This window comes from Streptomyces sp. NPDC028308, assembly GCF_055565855.1.
This window is the reverse complement of sequence record NZ_JBVHTO010000009.1, coordinates 282,794-302,255: the sequence shown is the minus strand read 5'-3', so window position 1 is coordinate 302,255 and position 19,462 is coordinate 282,794. Positions and strand designations below refer to the sequence as shown.

The window sequence follows — 19,462 nt, the reverse complement described above, 5'->3', positions numbered from 1 at the left end:
GACCGGTCTCGGGGTCGTGGCCGGGGCCTCGGCCGGTCCCGGGGCCGTAGCCGCCCGGTGCCGGGAGGGAGGGGTTCGTGGTGGAGGACGGGGGCTCGGCGGGGCCCGGCGCAGGGCGGGGGCCGGGCAGGGCGGCGCGGCTGTCGCGCTCCTCGTCCTGGACCCGGGCCGCGGCACGCGCACCGGCCCGGTACGCGGCGATCGCCCCGGCCCTTGCCGCCCGTACGTCGTCGCCCTCGGGCGCGTGGCCACCGAGGGCCGGAACACCTCCGCGGGGGCCCTCCACGGCGGGTGCACGCCCCGCGGCCCGCGCCTCGACGCCGGCCGCCCGCGCCTCCATGCCCTTCTCGCGGGCCTCGATCGCGGCCCGCCGAGCCGCTTCGGGGTCCCGGCTGAGCGGGCCGCCGCCCCCGGCGCCCGCGCCGAGCGAGTGGCCCGCGACTCCTCCGGCGACCGGGCCGCCGTACGCGCCGCCAGGACCGGGGACACGCTCGTCCCCGGTGCCCGCCTCCCCGTCCCGGGGCGGTACGGGGTCGTACCCGCACAGCGCCTCCTCGGCGGCGCCGACCGCCAGGCCGCTGAGCATGACGCGGCCGTCGTCGCAGACGAGGACCGTGCGGGCGGTGATGTTCCGGTGAACCCAGCCGTGCGCGTGCAGCACCCGCAGGGCCATGAGCACGTCCGAGGCGACCTCGGCCGCCCGGTACGGCGTCAACGGTTTCTCGGCGAGCAGCGCCGCCAGCGGCCGGGCGGCCACCAGCTCACTGACGACCCAGAGCGAACCACCCTCGGCGAACACGTCGAAGACCTGGTCGAGCCGGGGGTGGTCGGGTATCTGCGCGGCGGCCTGCGCGGCCTCGATGGCGCGCCGCACGGCCGGTTCGGCGGGACGCCGGGTCGGCCGGGCGGTCCGGCCGCGCCGGTCCTGGACGCCGTCCCGCGCCACGAACCCTTCCGGCAGCCCGTCCGCGTCGAGCACCTCCGCCTCGACGACCTCGGGCAACGGCACCTGGCGGACCAGGACCTCCTGCCCGCTGTAGGTGTCGAAGGCGCGGGTCTCGGCGAGTTCGTACTCGTCGGACGGCGGCAGGGGCAGGCGGTAGCGGTCGGCGAGTACCCGTCCCGCGTAGTCGTCCACGACGCCTCCCCCGGCCGCCCGGTGGTCAATTCCGTTCGGGTTGCGCTCCGTTGTGATTCCGTACGGTCCGCAACCACTCACGATACGTGCCGGAGGCAACTCGCAAGGAGGTGATGCGAGATCTCAGGCCCTCAACTCCTACCCACACGCGGCCGGGTGAACAATCCCCTCCGAACTGTCCACCCCCACCGGCCCCGTCGCGGCGTCACGACTTCGGCTTGAACGTCCTCGTCAGCGTGCGCCAGGTGTCCCTACGCAGGTCGCTGCCCCATTTGGCGTCCTTCGCGGTGTACATGAGCCCGTACCCCTGATGCGAGTTGACGACGAATCCGCGGTCTATCGACCGGTACTTCGTCCCGCTCTCCACGTAGGTGAACTCCCAGTCGGCCGTGTTCCAGCCGCGGTAGTCCACCTTCTCTATCCGTATGCGCTGGTACTGGGGGCGCGTCATGTAGCGCTCCTGGTTCTTCCAGTCCGCGACCGGGTCGTCCTTGGGCGTGGACGTCCAGCCGACCAGCAGCTTCTGCCCGTCGGGGCCGGTGAAACGAGCCCCAGCAGCGCCCGTGGACTGGTACTTCCAGCCCTTCGGCAGTCCTATGGAGAACCCCTGACCGGAGCGGTACGTCTGTACGGCGGTGTAGTCGTCCGACTTCGTCTCGTCGTCCGAGTCCGAGTCGCCCGACGCACTCGCGCTCGGCGAGCTTCCGGCTGTGCCGTCTCCGGCCGAGCCGTCCGAGGCGCCGGCCGAAGGCTTCTTCTCGTCGCCGTCCGCACCGGCGCCGGAACCCTTGTCCTTGTCACCGCTGCCGGCCGCCGTACCGCCGGACGAGGACTTGGCGTCGCCGCCCTTGCTGTCCTCGGAGCCGCCGTCACCGCCCCCGAGGGTCAGCGCCAGCACGGTGCCGATGATGGCGAGGACCACGACGACCGCCGTTATCACCAGCGTCCGCCGCGGCACCACGTCGGTGAGCGACGCCTTGGGCGCCGGCCTCGCGGGAGCCGGGGGAACCTCCGGCCAGCCGGAACCCCGGCCCGCCGTCGCCCCCTTGTCCAGGCCGGCCGTGGCACCGTCCCCGACACCGGACGACCGGGACACCGTGGTCGCCGCACCGGCGCCTTCTCCCGAACCGGCGTCACCTGCCCGGCCCGCGCCGACCGCCGCCGCACCGGCGCCGACCGCACCCGCGGCACCCGCCCGGGACGCGGCACCGGACGTCGCGTCACCGGAACCGGGCTTGCCCGCACCGGACTTGGCGGAACCCGTCGTGCCGGAGGCCAGCGCGCCCCCGCCGGTCCCCGCGGCACCGGTGCCCGCGACGGGCGTGGAACCGGACGTCCCCGTGGAGCCGGACTTGGCGCGTGCGGCCCCCGCGGCAGCTCCCGCCGCCGTGGCCGCCTTCCGCACGGAACGCAGGGCCCCGCGCAGCCGCTCGCCCGCGTCCTCCCGCTTGGCGCCCCTGCCCGAGTCCGCGTCCGGGAGCGGCGGCATCGCCACGACCTTCGTCGCGTCCGGCGGCTCCGGCGCCGAGTCCCCGGCCTCGGTCGCGCGCAGCACCTCGGTGAGCATCGCCCGGGCGCCCGCGTCGTCGAGCCGCTGCTCGGGATCCTTGGCGAGCAGCCCGTAGATCACCTTCTCCAGCGGTCCCGCGTGCTTCGGCTGCTCCACCGGCTCGGTCATCACCGCGGTGAGCGTCGCGATGGCGGAACCCTTGTCGTACGGCGGAACGCCCTCCACCGCCGCGTACAGCAGACCGCCGAGCGACCAGAGGTCCGCCGCGGGGCCGGGCTTGTGGCCGCGTGCCCGCTCGGGCGAGATGTACGAGGGCGCGCCGACGAGCATGCCCGTCGAGGTGATGGACGGATCGCCCTCCACCTGCGCGATGCCGAAGTCGGTCAGCACGACCCGGCCGTCCTCGGAGATCAGCACGTTGGACGGCTTCACGTCCCGGTGCAGGATGCCCTCGCGGTGCGCGGAGCGCAGCACGTCGAGGATCGCCAGGCCGACCTCCGCCGCCCGCCTCGGCGTGAGCAGCCCGTCCTCGCGGATGGCCTCGGCGAGGGACTTGCCCTCGACGAGCTCCATCACGATCCAGGGCCGGTCGTCCTCGTCGACCACGTCGAACACGGTCACCGCGCCGTTGTTACGGATCCGCGCGATCGCCTTCGCCTCGCGCAGGGTCCGTGTGATCAGCCGCCGCTTCTCGTCCTCGTCGATGCTCGACGGGAACCTCAGCTCCTTGACGGCCACCGTGCGACCCAGGGTTTCGTCCTCGGCGCGCCACACCGTGCCCATGCCGCCGCGGCCGAGTACGTCTCCCAGCCGGTACCGCCCGGCGAGGAGACGCCCGCTCTTGTCCTGACGGGATGCTCCCGCCCGCTCCGCCTCCGACATGCGTCCCCTCATGCAACCCGCCCTGACAGAGCCTTCATTGTCCCCCACGTATGGACCACCCGACGCCCAGGGTGCCTCTGGACTCCGGGCGGGACCGGGCCTCGGTGCGCCCGACCAGGGGGACTGCCTGCCGCGCGACGCCATTCGTCCCGCATGATGGGCCCCCGACAAGGGAGGTTCGCGATGCCGCTGCTCCGGACACGCCGGACACTCGTGACCATTCCGGTTGCCGCCGTCCTGCTCGGCCTGACTCCGACCGGCGCCCCCGCCGACGCGAGCGTCGCCGCGGACTCCGCGCTGACCCTGCTCGTCTCCCGGGGAAAGGCCCCGGCCGCGGCCCTCCTGGCCCGCGAGGAGACGGGTACCCGCTACTCCCACGCCGAAGCCGTCACCGACGCAACCACTTACGGCGCACGGACCCCGTCGGCACCGGGCGCCCCCTCAGCCCGCGGCATCTCCGCGGCACCTGACGCCGCGTCGGCCTCGGCCGCACCCGCCGCCACGTCCGGCCGGACCGGCGTCCGGACCGAGGCCGACTCCGCGCCCGTACGAGACACCGGCCCGACCGCATCTGACGCCACCTCCGGAACAGCCACCCCTTCCCCTCCCGGAACCTCCCTTCCCGACACCGTCCGAGGCCCGACCGCCGGAACCCGCACCGAGACCGCCCTCCGCCGCGGCGACCACTTCCGCGCCGGCAGCATCACCAAGACGTTCCTCGCGACGGTCGTACTGCAACTCGCCGCCGAACACCGCCTTTCCCTGTCGGACTCCGTGGACCTGCACCTGCCGGGACTGGTGGCGGGAGCGGGCAACGACGGTCGCGCGCTGACCCTGCGTGCCCTGCTCACCCACACCAGCGGTCTGTACGACTTCACGGCGGAGACCAGGGGGGCCGTCCCCGTCACCCCGCGTCAGGCTCTGCGCATCGCCGTCACCCACCCCCCAGCCGACCCCGGCCGCTTCTCCTACTCGAACACCAACTACGTACTGCTGGGCCTGGTCGTACGACAGGTCACCGGCCACTCGTACGCCACCGAGATCCGGCGTCGCCTCATCACCCCCCTTCATCTGACGGGCACCTCCTTCCCCGGCGCCCGCACCTCGCTCCCCTCCCCGCACGGCCGCGCGTACGCCGCCGACGGTTCGGACGTCACCGAACTCGACCCGCGCGTGGCCGGCGCGGCGGGCGAGCTGGTCAGCACCCTGGCCGACCTCGACCGCTTCTACGCGGCCCTGCTGGGGGGTGAGCTGCTCCCGCCGGACCGGCTGCGGGAGATGCTCGACACCCGGGCCGCACACGGCCGGTACGGCATGGGTCTCTATCCCGTGAAGCTGCCGTGCGGCATGACGGTGTGGGGCCACAACGGACGCATAGCCGGCAGCTACGTGCGCACCGCAGCCACCGTCGACGGCCGTCGTGTCCTCACCTTCCGGGTGAACACGGACGGGATCGCAGACCCGAGCCTCGAACCGGCCCTGCTCGCCGCCGAGTTCTGCCCCCGCACCCCTCAGAACGCCCGGGTTCCGAGCAAAGATCCCAGCCCACGACACCCGTTCGAGTGACATCCCGCCGGGACGGCACCCGCCTGAGCGGCGAGCGCGAACCGCGAACCGCGAGTCGCGAGTCGCGAGTCGCGAGTCGCGAACCGCGAGCCACGAGCGGCAGCCCGCTAGCCCGCCCCACCGATGTCACCCGCCGCGAGGCCTCGACAACGTCTCCGCCGACCCCAGCGCCACCCGCCGCCCGCCGCCCGGTGAGCGGGGCCGACCGGACCCCGTGACAGTGAGCGGGGCCGGGGGCCGCCGCCCGCATGGACCACAGCGCCGCCCGACCACCCGGCGCTCACCACTCGGCGCCCGCCAGACGGTGAGCGGGGTCGGAAGGGGTCGGGCAAGCCCCCACATGACAGTCAGCGGGGCCGCGTGCCGGCGCCCGCATGGACCACCGCGCCGCCCGGCACCCGGCACCCGGCACCCGGCACCCGGCACCCACCGGACGGTGAGCGGGGTCGACCGGACCCCCACATGACAGCGAGCGGGACCGAGTGCCGCCGCCCGCGTGACCGTGCCCGGAGTCATGGCGGCGACGACGTCCGCGACCCCCAACGCGCCCCCACGACACGGCATCCGGTACGGGATCGCCCCGCACCGGACACCCTCAACCACCGCAGCAGCCTCACAGCACAACGCGGCTCGCCCCACCCGAAGCCACCGTGGCCGTCTCACCGGGCCACGGCACGACCCCCGCGCCCGCGCGTCACCGCGCCACGATGTCCGGCGCCCCCAGACGGGCCGCGTCCGCCGTCAGGTCGTCGGGCTGGCGCTGCGACTCCCGTTCCGCCTCGACCCGCTTCTCGTAGTGCTCGACCTCGCGCTCGATCTGGTCCTTGTCCCAGCCGAGAACCGGCGCCATCAGCTCCGCGGCCTCACGGGCGCAGCGCGTGCCCCGGTCGAACGTCTCGATGGAGATGCGGGTCCGGCGGGTGAGGACGTCGTCGAGGTGGCGGGCACCCTCGTGCGAGGCGGCGTAGACGACCTCGGCGCGGAGGTAGTCGTCCGCGCCCTGCAGCGGGGCGCCGAGCGAGGAGTCGGCGGCGATGAGGTCGAGGAGTTCGTCGGCGAGGGAGCCGTAGCGGTTCAGCAGGTGCTCCACCCGCACGACGTGGATACCGGTCTCGGCCGCGATGCGCGCCCGCGCGTTCCACCGGGCGCGGTAGCCCTCGGCGCCGAGCAGCGGGATGTCCTCGGTGACGCACTCGGCGACGCGCTGGTCGAGCCCGTGCACCGCCTCGTCCACCGCGTCCTTGGCCATCACGCGGTACGTCGTGTACTTGCCGCCCGCCACGACCACGAGTCCCGGCACCGGATGCGCGACGGTGTGCTCGCGGGAGAGCTTGCTCGTGGCGTCGGACTCGCCGGCGAGCAACGGTCGCAGTCCCGCGTAGACGCCCTCGACGTCGTCACGGGTCAGGGGCAGGGCGAGGACCGCGTTCACGTGCTCCAGCACGTAGTCGATGTCGGCGCTGGAGGCCGCCGGGTGCGCCTTGTCGAGGTCCCAGTCGGTGTCGGTGGTCCCGACGATCCAGTGCCGTCCCCACGGGATGACGAAGAGCACGGACTTCTCGGTGCGCAGGATCAGACCGGTCGTGGAGTGGATGCGGTCCTTCGGTACGACCAGGTGGACGCCCTTGGACGCCCGTACGTGGAACTGGCCGCGCTCCCCCACCATCGCCTGGGTGTCGTCGGTCCACACCCCGGTCGCGTTCACCACCTGCTTGGCGCGGATCTCGTACTCCCCGCCGCTCTCGACGTCGAGCACCCTGGCGCCGACGACGCGTTCGCCCTCGCGCAGGAAGGCGGTCACCCGCGTTCGGTTGGCCACCTTGGCGCCGTAGGCCGCGGCCGTGCGCACCAGCGTGGCCACGTAACGGGCATCGTCCATCTGCGCGTCGTAGTACTGCAGCGCGCCGACCAGCGCGTCCTTCTTCAACGCGGGAGCGACGCGCAGGGCGTGGCGGCGTGTCAGGTGGCGGTGTCCGGGCAGGCCGCGGCCGCGCCCCCGGGCCATCGCCATGACGTCGTAGAGGGCGACGCCGGAGCCCGCGTACAGCCGCTCCCAGCCCTTGTGCTGCAACGGGTAGAGGAAGGGCACGGGCTTCACGAGGTGTGGAGCGAGCCGTTCCAGGAGCAGTCCGCGCTCCTTGAGGGCTTCGCGCACCAGTGCGAAGTCGAGCATCTCCAGGTAGCGCAGACCTCCGTGGATCAGCTTGCTGGACCTGCTCGACGTGCCGGAAGCCCAGTCGCGCGCCTCGACCAGTCCCGTGGACAGGCCCCGCGTCACGGCGTCCAGCGCGGTCCCCGCACCGACCACGCCCGCGCCCACGACCAGCACGTCCAGCTCCCGCTCGGCCATTCCCGCAAGTGACTCGGCGCGCTCCGCCGGCCCCAGTGTCGCTGTCCTCACCGCTGCCTCCCGCTATCCGTTGCGCTGGCCGCACCCGTCCGGCGAAGCCCGGCTCTCATCCCCCATGCCCAAATTCTGACCGTGCTGCCCACCTTCGGCCACTGCCCGCCGTACCGCCTGTGGAGATCAATCGGGGACTCTCGAGAAAACACAGTCGAGTAATCCCGCAAATCGGTCATATTTACTCCTAGTCTGACATTGCGCTCGCCCGTTCTGTCCACCGGGCTTGCACACCTGTCCCACTACGGCTACTGGGAAGGACGGCCCACGCCATGCCCGCAGATCTCGCCGTCATCGGACTCGGTCATCTCGGCCTGCCCCTGGCCCAGGCCGCCGTCGCCGCCGGCATCCCCACGGTCGGCTACAAGACCGGCCCCGAGGGCGGCTCCCTCACGGCCGCCGAGCTGCGCCGGATGCACTCGGAGGGCTTCCGGCCGACCACCAACGCGGCCGAACTCGGCCGCGTACGCACGGCGGTCATCTGTGCGCCCACTCCACGCGGCGCGGACGGGGCCCCGGACATGAGCCAGGTGGCCGGCGCCGCCCGCACCCTGGCCGCCCGGCTGCGCCCGCACACCACGGTGATCCTGGAGTCCCCGGTGCACCCGGGGACCACGGAGGAGTTCCTGCGCCCCCTCCTGGAGGAGGGCTCGGGCCTGCGTGCCGGCCGCGACTTCCACCTCGCGTACTCGCCCAGCCGGGTCGACCCGGGCAACCGCGACTTCCACCCGTCCAACACCCCCAAGGTGATCGGCGGCCTCACCCCGGCCTGCACCGAGTCGGCCGCCGCCTTCTACGGGCGCCTCACCGACAAGGTCGTACGCGCGCGTGGACCACGCGAGGCGGAGACCGTGCAGCTCCTGGAGACCAACTTCCGGCACGTGAACATCGCCCTGGTCAACGAGATGGCCGTGCTCTGCCACGACCTCGGCGTCGACCTGTGGGACGTCATCCGGTGCGCCGAGACCAAGCCGTTCGGCTTCCAGGCCTTCCGGCCGGGACCCGGCGTCGGCGGCCACGCAGTCGCCCAGGACCTCACCGGACGCTCGGGCCGCACCCTGCGCATGGTCGAACTGGCGCGGCAGGTCAACGACCACATGCCGCAGTACGTCATCCAGCGCGCCGCCACCCTCCTCAACGAGCACGGGAAGTCGGCCCGCGGCGCGCGCGTGCTGCTGCTGGGCGTCACCTACAAGCAGGACCTCGCCGACCAGCAGGGCTCCCCCGCGCACGAGATCGCGCTGCGCCTGATGGAACTCGGCGCGTCCGTCAGCTACCACGACCCGCTCATCCCCGCCTGGAGCGTCCTCGACCGCCCGATCCCGCGGGCCGACTCGCTCTACGAGGCCGCGGCCGACGCCGACCTGACGATCCTGCTCCAGCAGCACCGCACGTACGACCTCCAGGGCCTGTCCGTGAAGGCGCAGCTCCTCCTGGACACGCGCGGCGCCACGCCGACCGGGGCGGCACACCGCCTCTGACCTCCCGGAAATCCCCGTACGGACTGTCGGTGCGGCCTGCTACTGTGCGGCAGCTCTCGCACACACGTGCGCTCGCGTTCTCGGCGCACCCGTCGTGCGCCGCTGTCCCTGGGGGGATCCACATGAGCCAGTCGTCCACGCCGCCGCCCGTGCCGCCGGCCGAGCAGTCCGGGAACCCGTACGCGCAGGGTGCGGGCCCGCAGGACACGCCGCCCGCGCCCGGCTTCCCGCAGCAGCAGGGCGGCTCCGCCTTCCCGATGGCCCCGGTCGCCCCCACCGGCCCGGTCTTCACCAACCTCGGCCTCGGCCTCGCGGCCGCCGTCGGCGCCGCTCTGGTCGGGGCGGTCGTCTACGGCGTCGTCATCGGCCTCACGAAGCACCAGATCGGTTGGGCGGCCGTGGGCGTCGGCTTCCTGATCGGTCTCGCGGCGGGCCGTGTGGGCGGGCGCAACCCGGTCCTGCCGGTCGTCAGCGTCGTGCTGGCCGCGGGGTCGGTCTACCTCGGCCAGCTGGTCGGCGAGGCCATGATCGGTGCCAAGGAGATCGGCGTCGGCTTCAACGAGCTCTTCTTCGACCACCTCGACCTGGTCCAGGAAGCATGGAAGGCGGACGCCGATCCGCTGACCTTCGTCTTCTTCGCGATCGCCGCGTACGTGGCCTTCTCCAGCGCCAGGAAGGCCGGTCACTGACGGCGGACAGCACGCGGAAGGGCCCGGTCACCCCAAGGCGACCGGGCCCTTCGACGTCGTACGGGCTAGCGCTTGTGCTGCGCGTCCGCGACCGTGACCTCGACGCGCTGGAACTCCTTGAGCTCGCTGTAGCCGGTGGTGGCCATGGCGCGGCGCAGGGCGCCGAAGATGTTCATGGAGCCGTCGGGGATGTGCGAGGGACCGGTGAGGATCTCCTCGATCGTGCCGACGGTGCCGAGGTCGACCTTCTTGCCGCGCGGCAGCTCCTCGTTCACCGCCTCCATGCCCCAGTGGTGGCCCCGGCCGGGCGCGTCCGTGGCACGGGCCAGCGGGGAGCCCATCATCACGGAGTCGGCACCGCAGGCGATGGCCTTGGGGAGGTCGCCGGACCAGCCGACGCCGCCGTCGGCGATGACGTGCACGTACCGGCCGCCGGACTCGTCCATGTAGTCCCGGCGGGCCGCGGCGACGTCCGCCACCGCGGTCGCCATCGGGACCTGGATGCCCAGGACGTTGCGGGTGGTGTGCGCGGCGCCGCCGCCGAAGCCGACCAGCACACCGGCCGCGCCCGTGCGCATCAGGTGCAGGGCGGCGGTGTACGTGGCGCAGCCGCCGACGATCACCGGGACGTCCAGCTCGTAGATGAACTGCTTCAGGTTCAGCGGCTCGGCGGCACCGGAGACGTGCTCGGCCGACACCGTCGTACCGCGGATGACGAAGATGTCGACGCCCGCGTCCACGACGGCCTTGGAGAACTGCGCCGTCCGCTGCGGGGACAGCGCCGCCGCGGTGACCACGCCCGAGTCGCGCACCTCCTTGATGCGCTGCCCGATCAGCTCCTCCTTGATGGGAGCCGCGTAGATCTCCTGGAGGCGGCGGGTCGCGGTGTCCGCGTCCAGCCCGGCGATCTCGTCGAGCAGCGGCTGCGGGTCCTCGTACCGCGTCCACAGCCCTTCGAGGTTGAGGACGCCCAGGCCGCCCAGCTCGCCGATGCGGATCGCGGTGGCCGGGGAGACGACCGAGTCCATGGGGGCGGCCAGGAAGGGCAGCTCGAAGCGGTAGGCGTCGATCTGCCAGGCGATCGAGACCTCCTTCGGGTCCCGGGTCCGGCGGCTCGGGACGACGGCGATGTCGTCGAAGGCGTACGCCCGGCGGCCGCGCTTGCCGCGCCCGATCTCGATCTCAGTCACGTGTGTGGCCTTTCCGTCTGCGTTCCAGCGCCTACCAGTATCCCCGACGCATACGGCGAGAGCGGCCCCGAAGGCTCCGGGGCCGCTCTCGATCGCACATCGGGACGCGCTTCACGCGCGCGGGGACCTCACGGACGGCTGTAGTTGGGGGCCTCGACCGTCATCTGGATGTCGTGCGGGTGGCTCTCCTTGAGACCCGCCGAGGTGATCCGCACGAAGCGGCCCTTGGTCTCCATCTCGTCGATGGTGGCGGCGCCGACGTATCCCATGGTCTGGCGCAGACCGCCGACGAGCTGGTGCAGCACGTTGGCGAGCGGGCCGCGGTAGGGCACCTGGCCCTCGATGCCCTCGGGCACGAGCTTGTCGTCGGAGGCCACCTCGGCCTGGAAGTAGCGGTCCTTCGAGTACGACCGGCCCTGGCCGCGGGACTGCATGGCACCGAGGGAGCCCATGCCGCGATAGGACTTGAACTGCTTGCCGTTGATGAACTGCAGCTCGCCCGGCGACTCCTCGCAGCCCGCGAGGAGGCTGCCCAGCATCACCGTGTCGGCGCCGGCGGCGAGCGCCTTGCCGATGTCACCGGAGTACTGCAGGCCGCCGTCGCCGATGACCGGGACGCCCGCGGCGCGGGCCGCGAGGGCGGCCTCGTAGATGGCGGTGACCTGGGGGACGCCGATGCCGGCGACCACACGGGTCGTACAGATGGAGCCGGGACCCACGCCCACCTTGACGCCGTCGACGCCGGCGTCGATCAGGGCCTGGGCGCCGTCACGCGTGGCGACGTTGCCGCCGATCACGTCGACGCCGACGCTCGACTTGATCTTGGCCATCCAGTTGAGGGCGTTGCTGTTGTGCCCGTGGGAGGTGTCGACGATCAGGAAGTCCACACCGGCCTCGGCGAGCGCCTGGGCCCGCTCCAGCGCCTCGGGGCTGGCGCCGACGGCGGCACCCACGAGGAGGCGGCCCTCGGCGTCCTTCGCGGCGTTCGGGTACTTCTCCGCCTTGACGAAGTCCTTGACCGTGATGAGGCCCTTGAGGATGCCCGCGTCGTCGACCAGCGGCAGCTTCTCGATCTTGTGGCGGCGGAGCAGCTCCACCGCGTCGTTCCCGGAGATGCCGACCTTGCCGGTGACCAGGGGCATCGGGGTCATGACCTCGCGCACCTGACGGGAGCGGTCGGTCTCGAAGGCCATGTCGCGGTTGGTGACGATGCCGAGCAGCTTCTTGTTGCCGTCGGTGACGGGCACGCCGCTGATGCGGAACTTGGCGCACAGGGCGTCCGCCTCGGCGAGCGTCGCGTCCGGGTGCACCGTGATCGGGTCGGTGACCATGCCGGACTCGGAGCGCTTCACGAGGTCGACCTGGTTGACCTGGTCCTCGATGGACAGGTTCCGGTGCAGCACGCCGACACCGCCCTGGCGGGCCATGGCGATGGCCATCCGGGACTCGGTGACCTTGTCCATCGCCGCCGAGAGCAGCGGGATGTTCACGCGCACGTTGCGGGAGATGCGGGACGAGGTGTCGACCGCGTTGGGCAGCACTTCCGATGCGCCCGGCAGCAGCAGCACGTCGTCGTAGGTCAGCCCGAGTGTCGCGAATTTCTCGGGCACTCCGTCGACGTTTGCAGTCATGACACCTTCCCCAAATGGCCTTGATCGGTGCGGATGTCCATGCTAACGGGAAGCACGGCTCTCTCATTCCACGGTTTCCGGCGCCCGTCGGCTTCGTAGCTTCGTACGAGCCGGGAGCCGGCTCCGTTCACGCGCCGCCCCCGGGAGGGTCTCCCGGGCACTCGGCGCCGACCTGGCCCGCCCGGCGCTTCCGCGTCCCGCCCGTCACGGTCCTCGCCGACGCGGCGGAACGCAACTGCCGCCCCTGCGCGAGGTCCCGCACCGGCGGACGTCGGCCCGACGCCGTCGTCCCGGTGCCGCGAACAGCGGCGACCGCCGGGAAGCCCGCGGCTCCCGGAGCGGAGGCGGTGCGTGCCCGGCGGGGAGCCGTTACTGCTCCGCCAGGGCCCGCAGGCGGCTCAGGGCCCGGTGCTGGGCCACGCGGACCGCACCGGGTGACATTCCCAACATCTGACCCGTCTCCTCGGCCGTGAGCCCCACCGCGATGCGCAGCAGGAGCAGCTCCCGCTGGTTCTCCGGGAGGTTGGCCAGGAGCTTCTTGGCCCACTCGGCGTCGCTGCTGAGCAGGGCGCGCTCCTCGGGACCGAGCGAGTCGTCCGGCCGCTCGGGCATCTCGTCCGAGGGCACGGCCGTCGAGCCGGGATGGCGCATCGCGGCGCGCTGGAGGTCGGCGACCTTGTGCGCGGCGATGGCGAAGACGAAGGCTTCGAAGGGGCGCCCGGTGTCCTTGTAGCGCGGCAGCGCCAGCAGCACCGCGACGCAGACCTCCTGCGCCAGGTCCTCCACGAAGTGCCGCGCGTCGCCCGGGAGCCGGGAGAGACGCGTGCGGCAGTACCGCAGAGCGAGAGGATGTACGTGGGCGAGCAGGTCGTGTGTGGCCTGCTCGTCGCCGTCGACCGCACGATGGACGAGCGCACCGATTGCCCCTTGGGCAGTGGCCGCCTCGTCGTCACGCATCGGTCCATGGTGCCTCGGCGTCGTTCGATCCGTGGCACCGCGTCCGTAGTTGTGCACCGAAGCGTTATGAGCAGGTGCGCCGGAACTCATCTCCTGCGCCCTCCCCTTCCGCTCGACCGAATCGTCCCCGAGGAACTCCACACCTCAAGGATGCGGCATCCGCCGGGAAACGGGGATCGGGCATCGGAGGGACCGTGTGAATGGGCCCGGCCCCGCCCGCCCGGAGGCGGACGGGAGGCGCCGTACGGCGGGTGGGGATCGCCGTCCCGGGGCAGCTCACCTAGCGGACCAGGCCCCAGCGGAAACCGAGCGCCACGGCGTGCGCGCGGTCGGAGGCGCCGAGCTTCTTGAAGAGCCGTCGCGCGTGGGTCTTGACGGTGTCCTCGGAGAGGAACAGCTCACGTCCGATCTCCGCGTTGGAGCGGCCGTGGCTCATGCCTTCCAGGACCTGGATCTCACGCGCAGTGAGCGTCGGCGCGGCGCCCATCTCGGCCGACCGCAGCCGGCGCGGGGCGAGCCGCCAGGTCGGGTCGGCGAGCGCCTGCGTCACCGTGGCCCGCAGTTCGGCGCGCGAGGCGTCCTTGTGCAGGTAGCCGCGGGCACCGGCGGCGACGGCGAGCGCCACACCGTCCAGGTCCTCGGCGACGGTGAGCATGATGATGCGGGCGCCCGGGTCGGCGGAGAGCAGCCGCCGGACCGTCTCCACGCCGCCCAGACCGGGCATGCGCACGTCCATCAGAATCAGGTCGGAGCGGTCGGCGCCCCAGCGGCGGAGCACTTCCTCGCCGTTGGCCGCCGTCGTCACGCGCTCGACGCCGGGCACGGTAGCAACCGCGCGGCGGAGCGCCTCTCGGGCAAGCGGGGAGTCGTCGCAGACGAGGACGGATGTCATGGCCGCCCTCCGCAGCTGATGCGCGTCACCTTGAGCCTCCAGGCTGGTACGAATCGTCACCTGTGCGGTCGACACTCGTGGACGGATACTGCCGTCTGCCCGAGCGCTTGTTCCTTCAACCGCCTCGCACTCTCAACGATGGTCACTCGAAAGAGTTACGGGGCCGTCCGCCATCTTCGGCACTCTACGTGAGGGGGCGGACACGGTGCAGACATGCACAACGGACCCTCAACCTTTCATCACAAGCCATGCCCCATTTAGCCGGTTTTCTTCCCTTTTGCTGGTGTCTATGGCTAGATTCGCAATGAGTCATATTTTCATCTCCTTAGATCGTAGATGTACGGTCGGTGGGCACAGAGGCCCAGAACGGCAACAAGGGGACACGCAATGGCAGATTTCTCCCGCCTTCCCGGTCCGAACGCGGACCTCTGGGACTGGCAGCTCCTCGCGGCCTGCCGCGGGGTCGACAGCTCGCTCTTCTTCCACCCGGAGGGCGAGCGTGGTGCGGCACGGAGCGCTCGCGAGAACTCGGCCAAAGAGGTCTGCATGAGATGCCCCGTACGCGCCCAGTGCGCGGCCCACGCCCTGGCGGTGCGCGAGCCGTACGGCGTGTGGGGCGGGCTGACCGAGGACGAGCGCGAAGAGCTGATGGGACGGGCGCGCAACCGGCTGGTCTCGGCGGCGAGCAGTGGTGGGCCGGCAGACCGGCCGCACAACTGAAGGAACGTTTCTCCAACGACGGGCACGCGCAGGCGTGCCCCTGCTTTTGGTGCCGCGGAGCGTGCCGCTGAGCCGGCGCCGCGCGCGTCAGCGGGCCGCGGCCCGGGCCAGCCGGTCGAGGGTGGCCGCCACGGCGGGCACCTGGGCGAGGTCGGGCAGGGTGAGCGCGACGATCTCCCGCCGCACCGGGGGTTCCACCGCCACCGTGCGCACCCCCTTGGGGCGTACGGACTCCACGGCCAGCTCGGGCAGGACCGCGACGCCGAGGCCCGCGCCGACGAGGCCGACCACCGCCGGGTAGTCGTCCGTGGCGAAGTCGATGCGAGGCACGAAGCCGGCGCTCTCGCAGACCTCGACCAGCTGGCCGCGGCAGCGCGGGCAGCCCGCGATCCACGGCTCCCCGGCGAGTTCCGCTATGGCCACCGAGTCCGCCGTCCCCAGTCGGTGGCCCGCCGGGACGAGCCCGACCAGCCGGTCCACCAGCAGCGGCCGTACGACCAGGTCGTGCCACTCCTCGGCGCCCGCCGCGCCCTCGTAGCGGAAGGCGAGCGCGATGTCGCAGTCGCCCTCGCGCAGCATCTCCACCGAGCGCGGCGGTTCGGCCTCCTCAAGGGAGACGCGGGTGCCGGGGTGGTCGGCGCGCAGGGCCGCGAGCGCGGTCGGCACCAGGGTGGAGCTGCCGCTCGGGAAGGAGACCAGGCGGACGCGGCCCGCGCGCAGTCCGGCGATGGCGGCCACCTCCTCCTCGGCGGCCGTCAGCCCGGCGATGATGCCCGCCGCGTGCCGGACGAGGGCCTCGCCGGCCTGGGTCAGGCGCATCTCGCGGCCGGTGCGGATCAGCAGCGGCGTGCCCACCGAGGATTCGAGGGCCTTCATCTGCTGGCTGACGGCGGGCTGGGTGCAGCCCAGCTCGCGCCCCGCCGCCGAGAACGAGCCGGTGGCGGCCACGGCGCGCAGGACACGGAGATGACGGGCCTCGATCACCCGTCGAGCATAAGCGACGCTTGGGTACGCCGCCGAATATTGCGTCGACGCTTTGGCCGCCCGTCGCCTAGCGTGCCGCCATGAAGCTTCTGTCGCTGAACATCGGCCGCCCGCGGGCGGTCACCTACACGGACCAGCCCGAGGGCCTGACCGGCATCGACAAGCGGCCGGTGGACGGGCCCGTGGCGGTCTCGGCCCCCGGGCCCAAGGGCGTCGGGGCCGGCGGGCTGGCCGGGGACGCGGTGTGCGAGAAGCGCCATCACGGCGGTGACGACCAGGCGGTGTACGCGTTCGCGCGGGAGGACCTGGACGAGTGGGAGCGCGAGCTCGGCCGCCCGCTGACGAACGGCTCGTTCGGCGAGAACCTGACCACGTCGGGGCTCGACGTGTCCGGCGCCCGGATAGGCGAGCGGTGGCGCGTGGGGCCCGAGGCCGTCCTGGAGGTCACCTGCGGGCGCATCCCCTGCCGTACCTTCCAGGGCCACCTGGGCGAGCGGGGCTGGGTCAAGCGGTTCACCCAGCGGGGTGCACCCGGCGCATACCTGCGGGTGGTCCGGCCCGGCGAGATCCGCGCGGGCGACCCGATCGAGATCCTGCACCGCCCGGACCACGACGTGACCGTGGCGCTCCAGTTCCGTGCCGTCACGGTCGAGCGGACCCTGCTCCCGCGGCTGCTCGCGGCCGGGGACGCGCTGCACCCGGAGGTGCTGGCGGACGCGCGGAAGTACGTGGAGAAGTACGGCCGCTGACGCGGGCGGGGGACGCGGGAGACCGGTGCCGGCGCGGGTGCGGCGGGCGCGGCACCGGGCGGTGGGGGGCGTCGGGACGTGCGCCCCGGTCACTAACCTTGGCCCATGACAACGGCTCTGATTACGGGATCGACCGCGGGCATCGGCGCCGCGTTCGCGCGGCGGCTGGCGGCCGACGGCCACAACCTCGTCCTGGTGGCGCGCGACACCAAGCGGCTGCGCGAGCAGGCGACCGAGCTGCACGACCGGCACGGCATCGAGGCGGAGGTGCTGACGGCGGACCTGGCGACGGACACCGGCATCGAGGCGGTCGCCGCGCGTCTGGCCGACCGCAGAAGCCCGGTGGACCTGCTGGTCAACAACGCGGGCTTCGGCAACAAGGGCCGCTATCTCGACGTCTCGATGGCGGACGAGCTGAAGATGCTGAAGGTGCACTGCGAGGCGGTGCTGCGGCTGACCTCGGCGGCGTCCGAGGCGATGCGCGAGCGCGGCCGGGGCGGTGTCGTCAACGTCGCCTCGGTCGCCGCCTTCGTACCGCGCGGGACCTACGGGGCCTCGAAGGCGTGGGTCGTCCAGTTCACCCAGGGCGCGGCGAAGGACCTGGCGGGCAGCGGCGTACGGCTGATGGCCCTGTGCCCCGGCTTCGTGCGCACCGAGTTCCACCAGCGGGCCGGGATGGGCACGGACAACATCCCCGGCTGGATGTGGCTCGACGCGGACAAGCTGGTCGCGTCGGCGCTGGCGGATCTGGCCCGGGGGAAGACCGTGTCCGTCCCGGACCCGCGGTACAAGGCGCTGATGGGCGTGGTGAAGCTGACGCCGCGCGCCCTGCTGGGCGGGGTCACGTCGCGGACGGGACGCAAGTACGGGCCCCAGTAGGGGCGTACGCGCGCCGACCCGCCCGGCGGGCCGGTGCGGAGCGCGTACCGCGGAGCGGGTGGTGCCGTCCTTCCGGTGGGACGATGGGAAGTGTTCGACCGGACCCAGGGGGCCGGAGGCGGCGCCATGACATTCGTACAGCTCATCGACTGCAGGACCAGCCGGTTCGACGAGATGAACCTGCTGATGGACAAGTGGGTCGAGAAGACCAGGGGCAAGCGGACCGCGACGCACAGCGTCGTCGGCCGGGACCGCTCCGACGGCGACCACTTCGTGGAGATCGTGGAGTTCCCGTCGTACGAGGAGGCGATGCGGAACTCGAAGCTGCCCGAGACCGACGCGATCTTCGAGGAGATGGTGGCGCTCTGTGACGGGATGCCGACGTTCACCGACCTGGACGTGGTCCGGGACGAACGGCTGTTCGCGGCGAACATCCGCCGGTTCTTCGAGACGGCGGCCGCCGAGGGCGAGCTGTCCCCGCTGAACGACCTGGTCGCGGAGAACTACCACGACCACGATCCCGGCAACGAGCAGGACACCATCGGCCTCGACGGGATGCGGCGCGACCTGAGGATGTGGCGCGCCGGGTTCGACTTCCGGTTCACCGTCGAGGACCAGATCACCGAGGGGGACCGCGTCTGCACGCGGTGGACCTGGGACGGCACGCACAAGGGCGACTTCATGGGTATCCCGGCGACCGGCCGGAAGGTCTCCATGACGGGGGTGACCGTCTTCCGCTGCCAGGAGGACGGGAAGATCACCGAGGGCTGGTGGCAGTACGACCGGCTGGGCTTCATGTCGCAGCTCGGCGCCCTCGACGGCTTCGAGAACTAGGGCCTGGCACCAGGCAGTTCGGACGTCGGCGTCTCCTGGTGCTGTCGGTCGGCGGTGGCCGGCGGGCCCGCGACGGCGGCGAGGCGGAGCCTGGTCTCGTCCTCGCCGGGCGCGGCGGTCATGACGACGATCTTCAGCTCGGAGTCGCCGTCGGACAGCACGTCGCAGTCCACGGTGACCGGTCCCACCGAGGGGTGCTCGATCGTCTTGTGGTCCTCGCGGTGGGCCGCCACCCGCCCGGTCGCCCACAGCTCGGCGAACCTCGCGTTGCCCGCGTCCAGCTCGCGGACCAGCGCGGCCAGGCGGGCGTCCCGCGGGAAGCGGCCCGCGGCGCGGCGCAGGTCGGAGACGACGGCCGCGTCGGTGGCGGCGCGGTCGGTCTCGGTGACCGGCCACTGCGCGAGGCGGGCGGGGCCGCCGTCCACCGGGAACCTGTCGCGGGCGAAGTTGCGCAGCCGGGGCGGCGTGGCCGAGGGGTCGCCGAGCAGGGCGGCCCATCCCTTGTTCCACCACACGAGCTGCCAGTCCGCCGCGAAGACGGCGACGGCGACGTCCCCGAGGCGGGCCAGCACCCGCCGCACGCCAGGCGGGACGTGGTCGGAGATCGCGCCGTCCGCCGGCGGGACCAGCCGGGCCAGCCGGTACAGGTGGTCGCGCTCGGCGGTGGACAGCTGAAGCGCACGGGCCAGGGACGCCACCACCGACGCCGAGGGGGTCGTGGCCCGCCCCTGCTCCAGACGTACGACGTAGTCGACCGACACCCCCGCCAGGTCGGCCAGTTCCTCGCGCCGCAGTCCGGCGGCGCGGCGTCCGACCGCCACCGGCAGTCCGGCGGCCGACGGGGGCAGCCGGTCCCGCCAGGTGCGGATCATCGCGCCCAGTCCGGTTCCGGGGATCGTCGCCATGATCCCCATGCTCCCGCATCACCGGCCGTACGGGCGGCGGCGAGGGTGGTACTG

Annotated in this window: 16 protein-coding genes; 7 read left to right on the top strand and 9 right to left on the bottom strand. The window is 72.6% G+C overall.

Going from position 1 to position 19,462, the window contains the following annotated elements; genetic code table 11:
• Both ACZ4VA_RS22450 and ACZ4VA_RS22445 read right to left on the bottom strand, forming a co-directional pair.
• On the bottom strand, positions 1–1,138 hold a 1,138-nt coding region (locus ACZ4VA_RS22450; protein WP_356243067.1), incomplete at its 3' end, for a protein kinase.
• A 205-nt stretch (positions 1,139–1,343) separates the two neighbouring features.
• On the bottom strand, positions 1,344–3,530 hold the full coding sequence (locus ACZ4VA_RS22445; RefSeq protein WP_356243100.1) for a serine/threonine-protein kinase: 2,187 nt from the start codon (positions 3,528–3,530) through the stop codon (positions 1,344–1,346).
• Between the two features lie 213 nt (positions 3,531–3,743).
• On the opposite strand from ACZ4VA_RS22445, the gene ACZ4VA_RS22440 reads away from it, so the two are divergent.
• Entirely contained in the window at positions 3,744–5,096 is a 1,353-nt protein-coding gene (locus ACZ4VA_RS22440) for a serine hydrolase domain-containing protein (protein WP_468082417.1), read from the top strand.
• Positions 5,097–5,790: 694 nt separating this feature from the next.
• Here the strand turns inward: ACZ4VA_RS22440 and ACZ4VA_RS22435 are convergent.
• On the bottom strand, positions 5,791–7,497 hold the full coding sequence (locus ACZ4VA_RS22435; protein ID WP_355790412.1) for a glycerol-3-phosphate dehydrogenase/oxidase: 1,707 nt from the start codon (positions 7,495–7,497) through the stop codon (positions 5,791–5,793).
• Positions 7,498–7,769: 272 nt separating this feature from the next.
• Here ACZ4VA_RS22435 and ACZ4VA_RS22430 point away from each other — a divergent pair, with 272 nt between their 5' ends.
• Positions 7,770–8,978, top strand: coding sequence for a nucleotide sugar dehydrogenase (locus tag ACZ4VA_RS22430; RefSeq protein ID WP_356170029.1), 1,209 nt, complete (start codon positions 7,770–7,772; stop codon positions 8,976–8,978).
• Positions 8,979–9,100: 122 nt separating this feature from the next.
• On the top strand, positions 9,101–9,667 hold the full coding sequence (locus ACZ4VA_RS22425) for a hypothetical protein (protein WP_355794078.1): 567 nt from the start codon (positions 9,101–9,103) through the stop codon (positions 9,665–9,667).
• A gap of 65 nt (positions 9,668–9,732) precedes the next feature.
• Here the strand turns inward: ACZ4VA_RS22425 and ACZ4VA_RS22420 are convergent, their stop codons facing one another.
• The 4 genes from ACZ4VA_RS22420 to ACZ4VA_RS22405 form a co-directional block, all read right to left on the bottom strand.
• Positions 9,733–10,857, bottom strand: coding sequence for a GuaB3 family IMP dehydrogenase-related protein (locus ACZ4VA_RS22420; protein ID WP_355794079.1), 1,125 nt, complete (start codon positions 10,855–10,857; stop codon positions 9,733–9,735).
• Positions 10,858–10,985: 128 nt separating this feature from the next.
• Entirely contained in the window at positions 10,986–12,488 is a 1,503-nt protein-coding gene (gene guaB, locus ACZ4VA_RS22415) for an IMP dehydrogenase (protein ID WP_356170024.1), read from the bottom strand.
• Between the two features lie 369 nt (positions 12,489–12,857).
• Positions 12,858–13,445, bottom strand: a complete 588-nt coding sequence (locus ACZ4VA_RS22410; protein WP_355793823.1) for a sigma-70 family RNA polymerase sigma factor — start codon at positions 13,443–13,445, stop codon at positions 12,858–12,860.
• A 280-nt stretch (positions 13,446–13,725) separates the two neighbouring features.
• Positions 13,726–14,337, bottom strand: coding sequence for a response regulator transcription factor (locus tag ACZ4VA_RS22405; protein ID WP_003948568.1), 612 nt, complete (start codon positions 14,335–14,337; stop codon positions 13,726–13,728).
• 387 nt (positions 14,338–14,724) lie between these two features.
• Here ACZ4VA_RS22405 and ACZ4VA_RS22400 point away from each other — a divergent pair, with 387 nt between their 5' ends.
• Positions 14,725–15,057, top strand: a complete 333-nt coding sequence (locus ACZ4VA_RS22400) for a WhiB family transcriptional regulator (RefSeq protein WP_355789683.1) — start codon at positions 14,725–14,727, stop codon at positions 15,055–15,057.
• Between the two features lie 87 nt (positions 15,058–15,144).
• Here the strand turns inward: ACZ4VA_RS22400 and ACZ4VA_RS22395 are convergent, their stop codons facing one another.
• The gene (locus ACZ4VA_RS22395) at positions 15,145–16,041 is read right to left on the bottom strand and encodes a LysR family transcriptional regulator (RefSeq protein ID WP_356170017.1); all 897 of its coding nucleotides are present in this window, start codon (positions 16,039–16,041) and stop codon (positions 15,145–15,147) included.
• 80 nt (positions 16,042–16,121) lie between these two features.
• Between ACZ4VA_RS22395 and ACZ4VA_RS22390 the strand changes: the two genes are divergently transcribed.
• The 3 genes from ACZ4VA_RS22390 (at position 16,122) to ACZ4VA_RS22380 (ending at position 18,503) form a co-directional block, all read left to right on the top strand.
• Complete coding sequence (locus tag ACZ4VA_RS22390; protein ID WP_355789677.1) at positions 16,122–16,790, top strand: MOSC domain-containing protein; 669 nt, start codon at positions 16,122–16,124, stop codon at positions 16,788–16,790.
• A gap of 105 nt (positions 16,791–16,895) precedes the next feature.
• Positions 16,896–17,669 (top strand): SDR family NAD(P)-dependent oxidoreductase, encoded by a 774-nt coding sequence (locus tag ACZ4VA_RS22385; protein ID WP_355789674.1) that lies wholly within the window; start codon positions 16,896–16,898, stop codon positions 17,667–17,669.
• Positions 17,670–17,795: 126 nt separating this feature from the next.
• Positions 17,796–18,503 (top strand): ester cyclase, encoded by a 708-nt coding sequence (locus ACZ4VA_RS22380; RefSeq protein ID WP_355789671.1) that lies wholly within the window; start codon positions 17,796–17,798, stop codon positions 18,501–18,503.
• On the opposite strand, the gene ACZ4VA_RS22375 is transcribed toward ACZ4VA_RS22380, so the two are convergent.
• On the bottom strand, positions 18,500–19,408 hold the full coding sequence (locus ACZ4VA_RS22375) for a helix-turn-helix domain-containing protein (protein WP_356170011.1): 909 nt from the start codon (positions 19,406–19,408) through the stop codon (positions 18,500–18,502). The two genes, ACZ4VA_RS22380 and ACZ4VA_RS22375, sit on opposite strands and share 4 nt — an antisense overlap.
• Positions 19,409–19,462 lie beyond the last annotated feature (54 nt).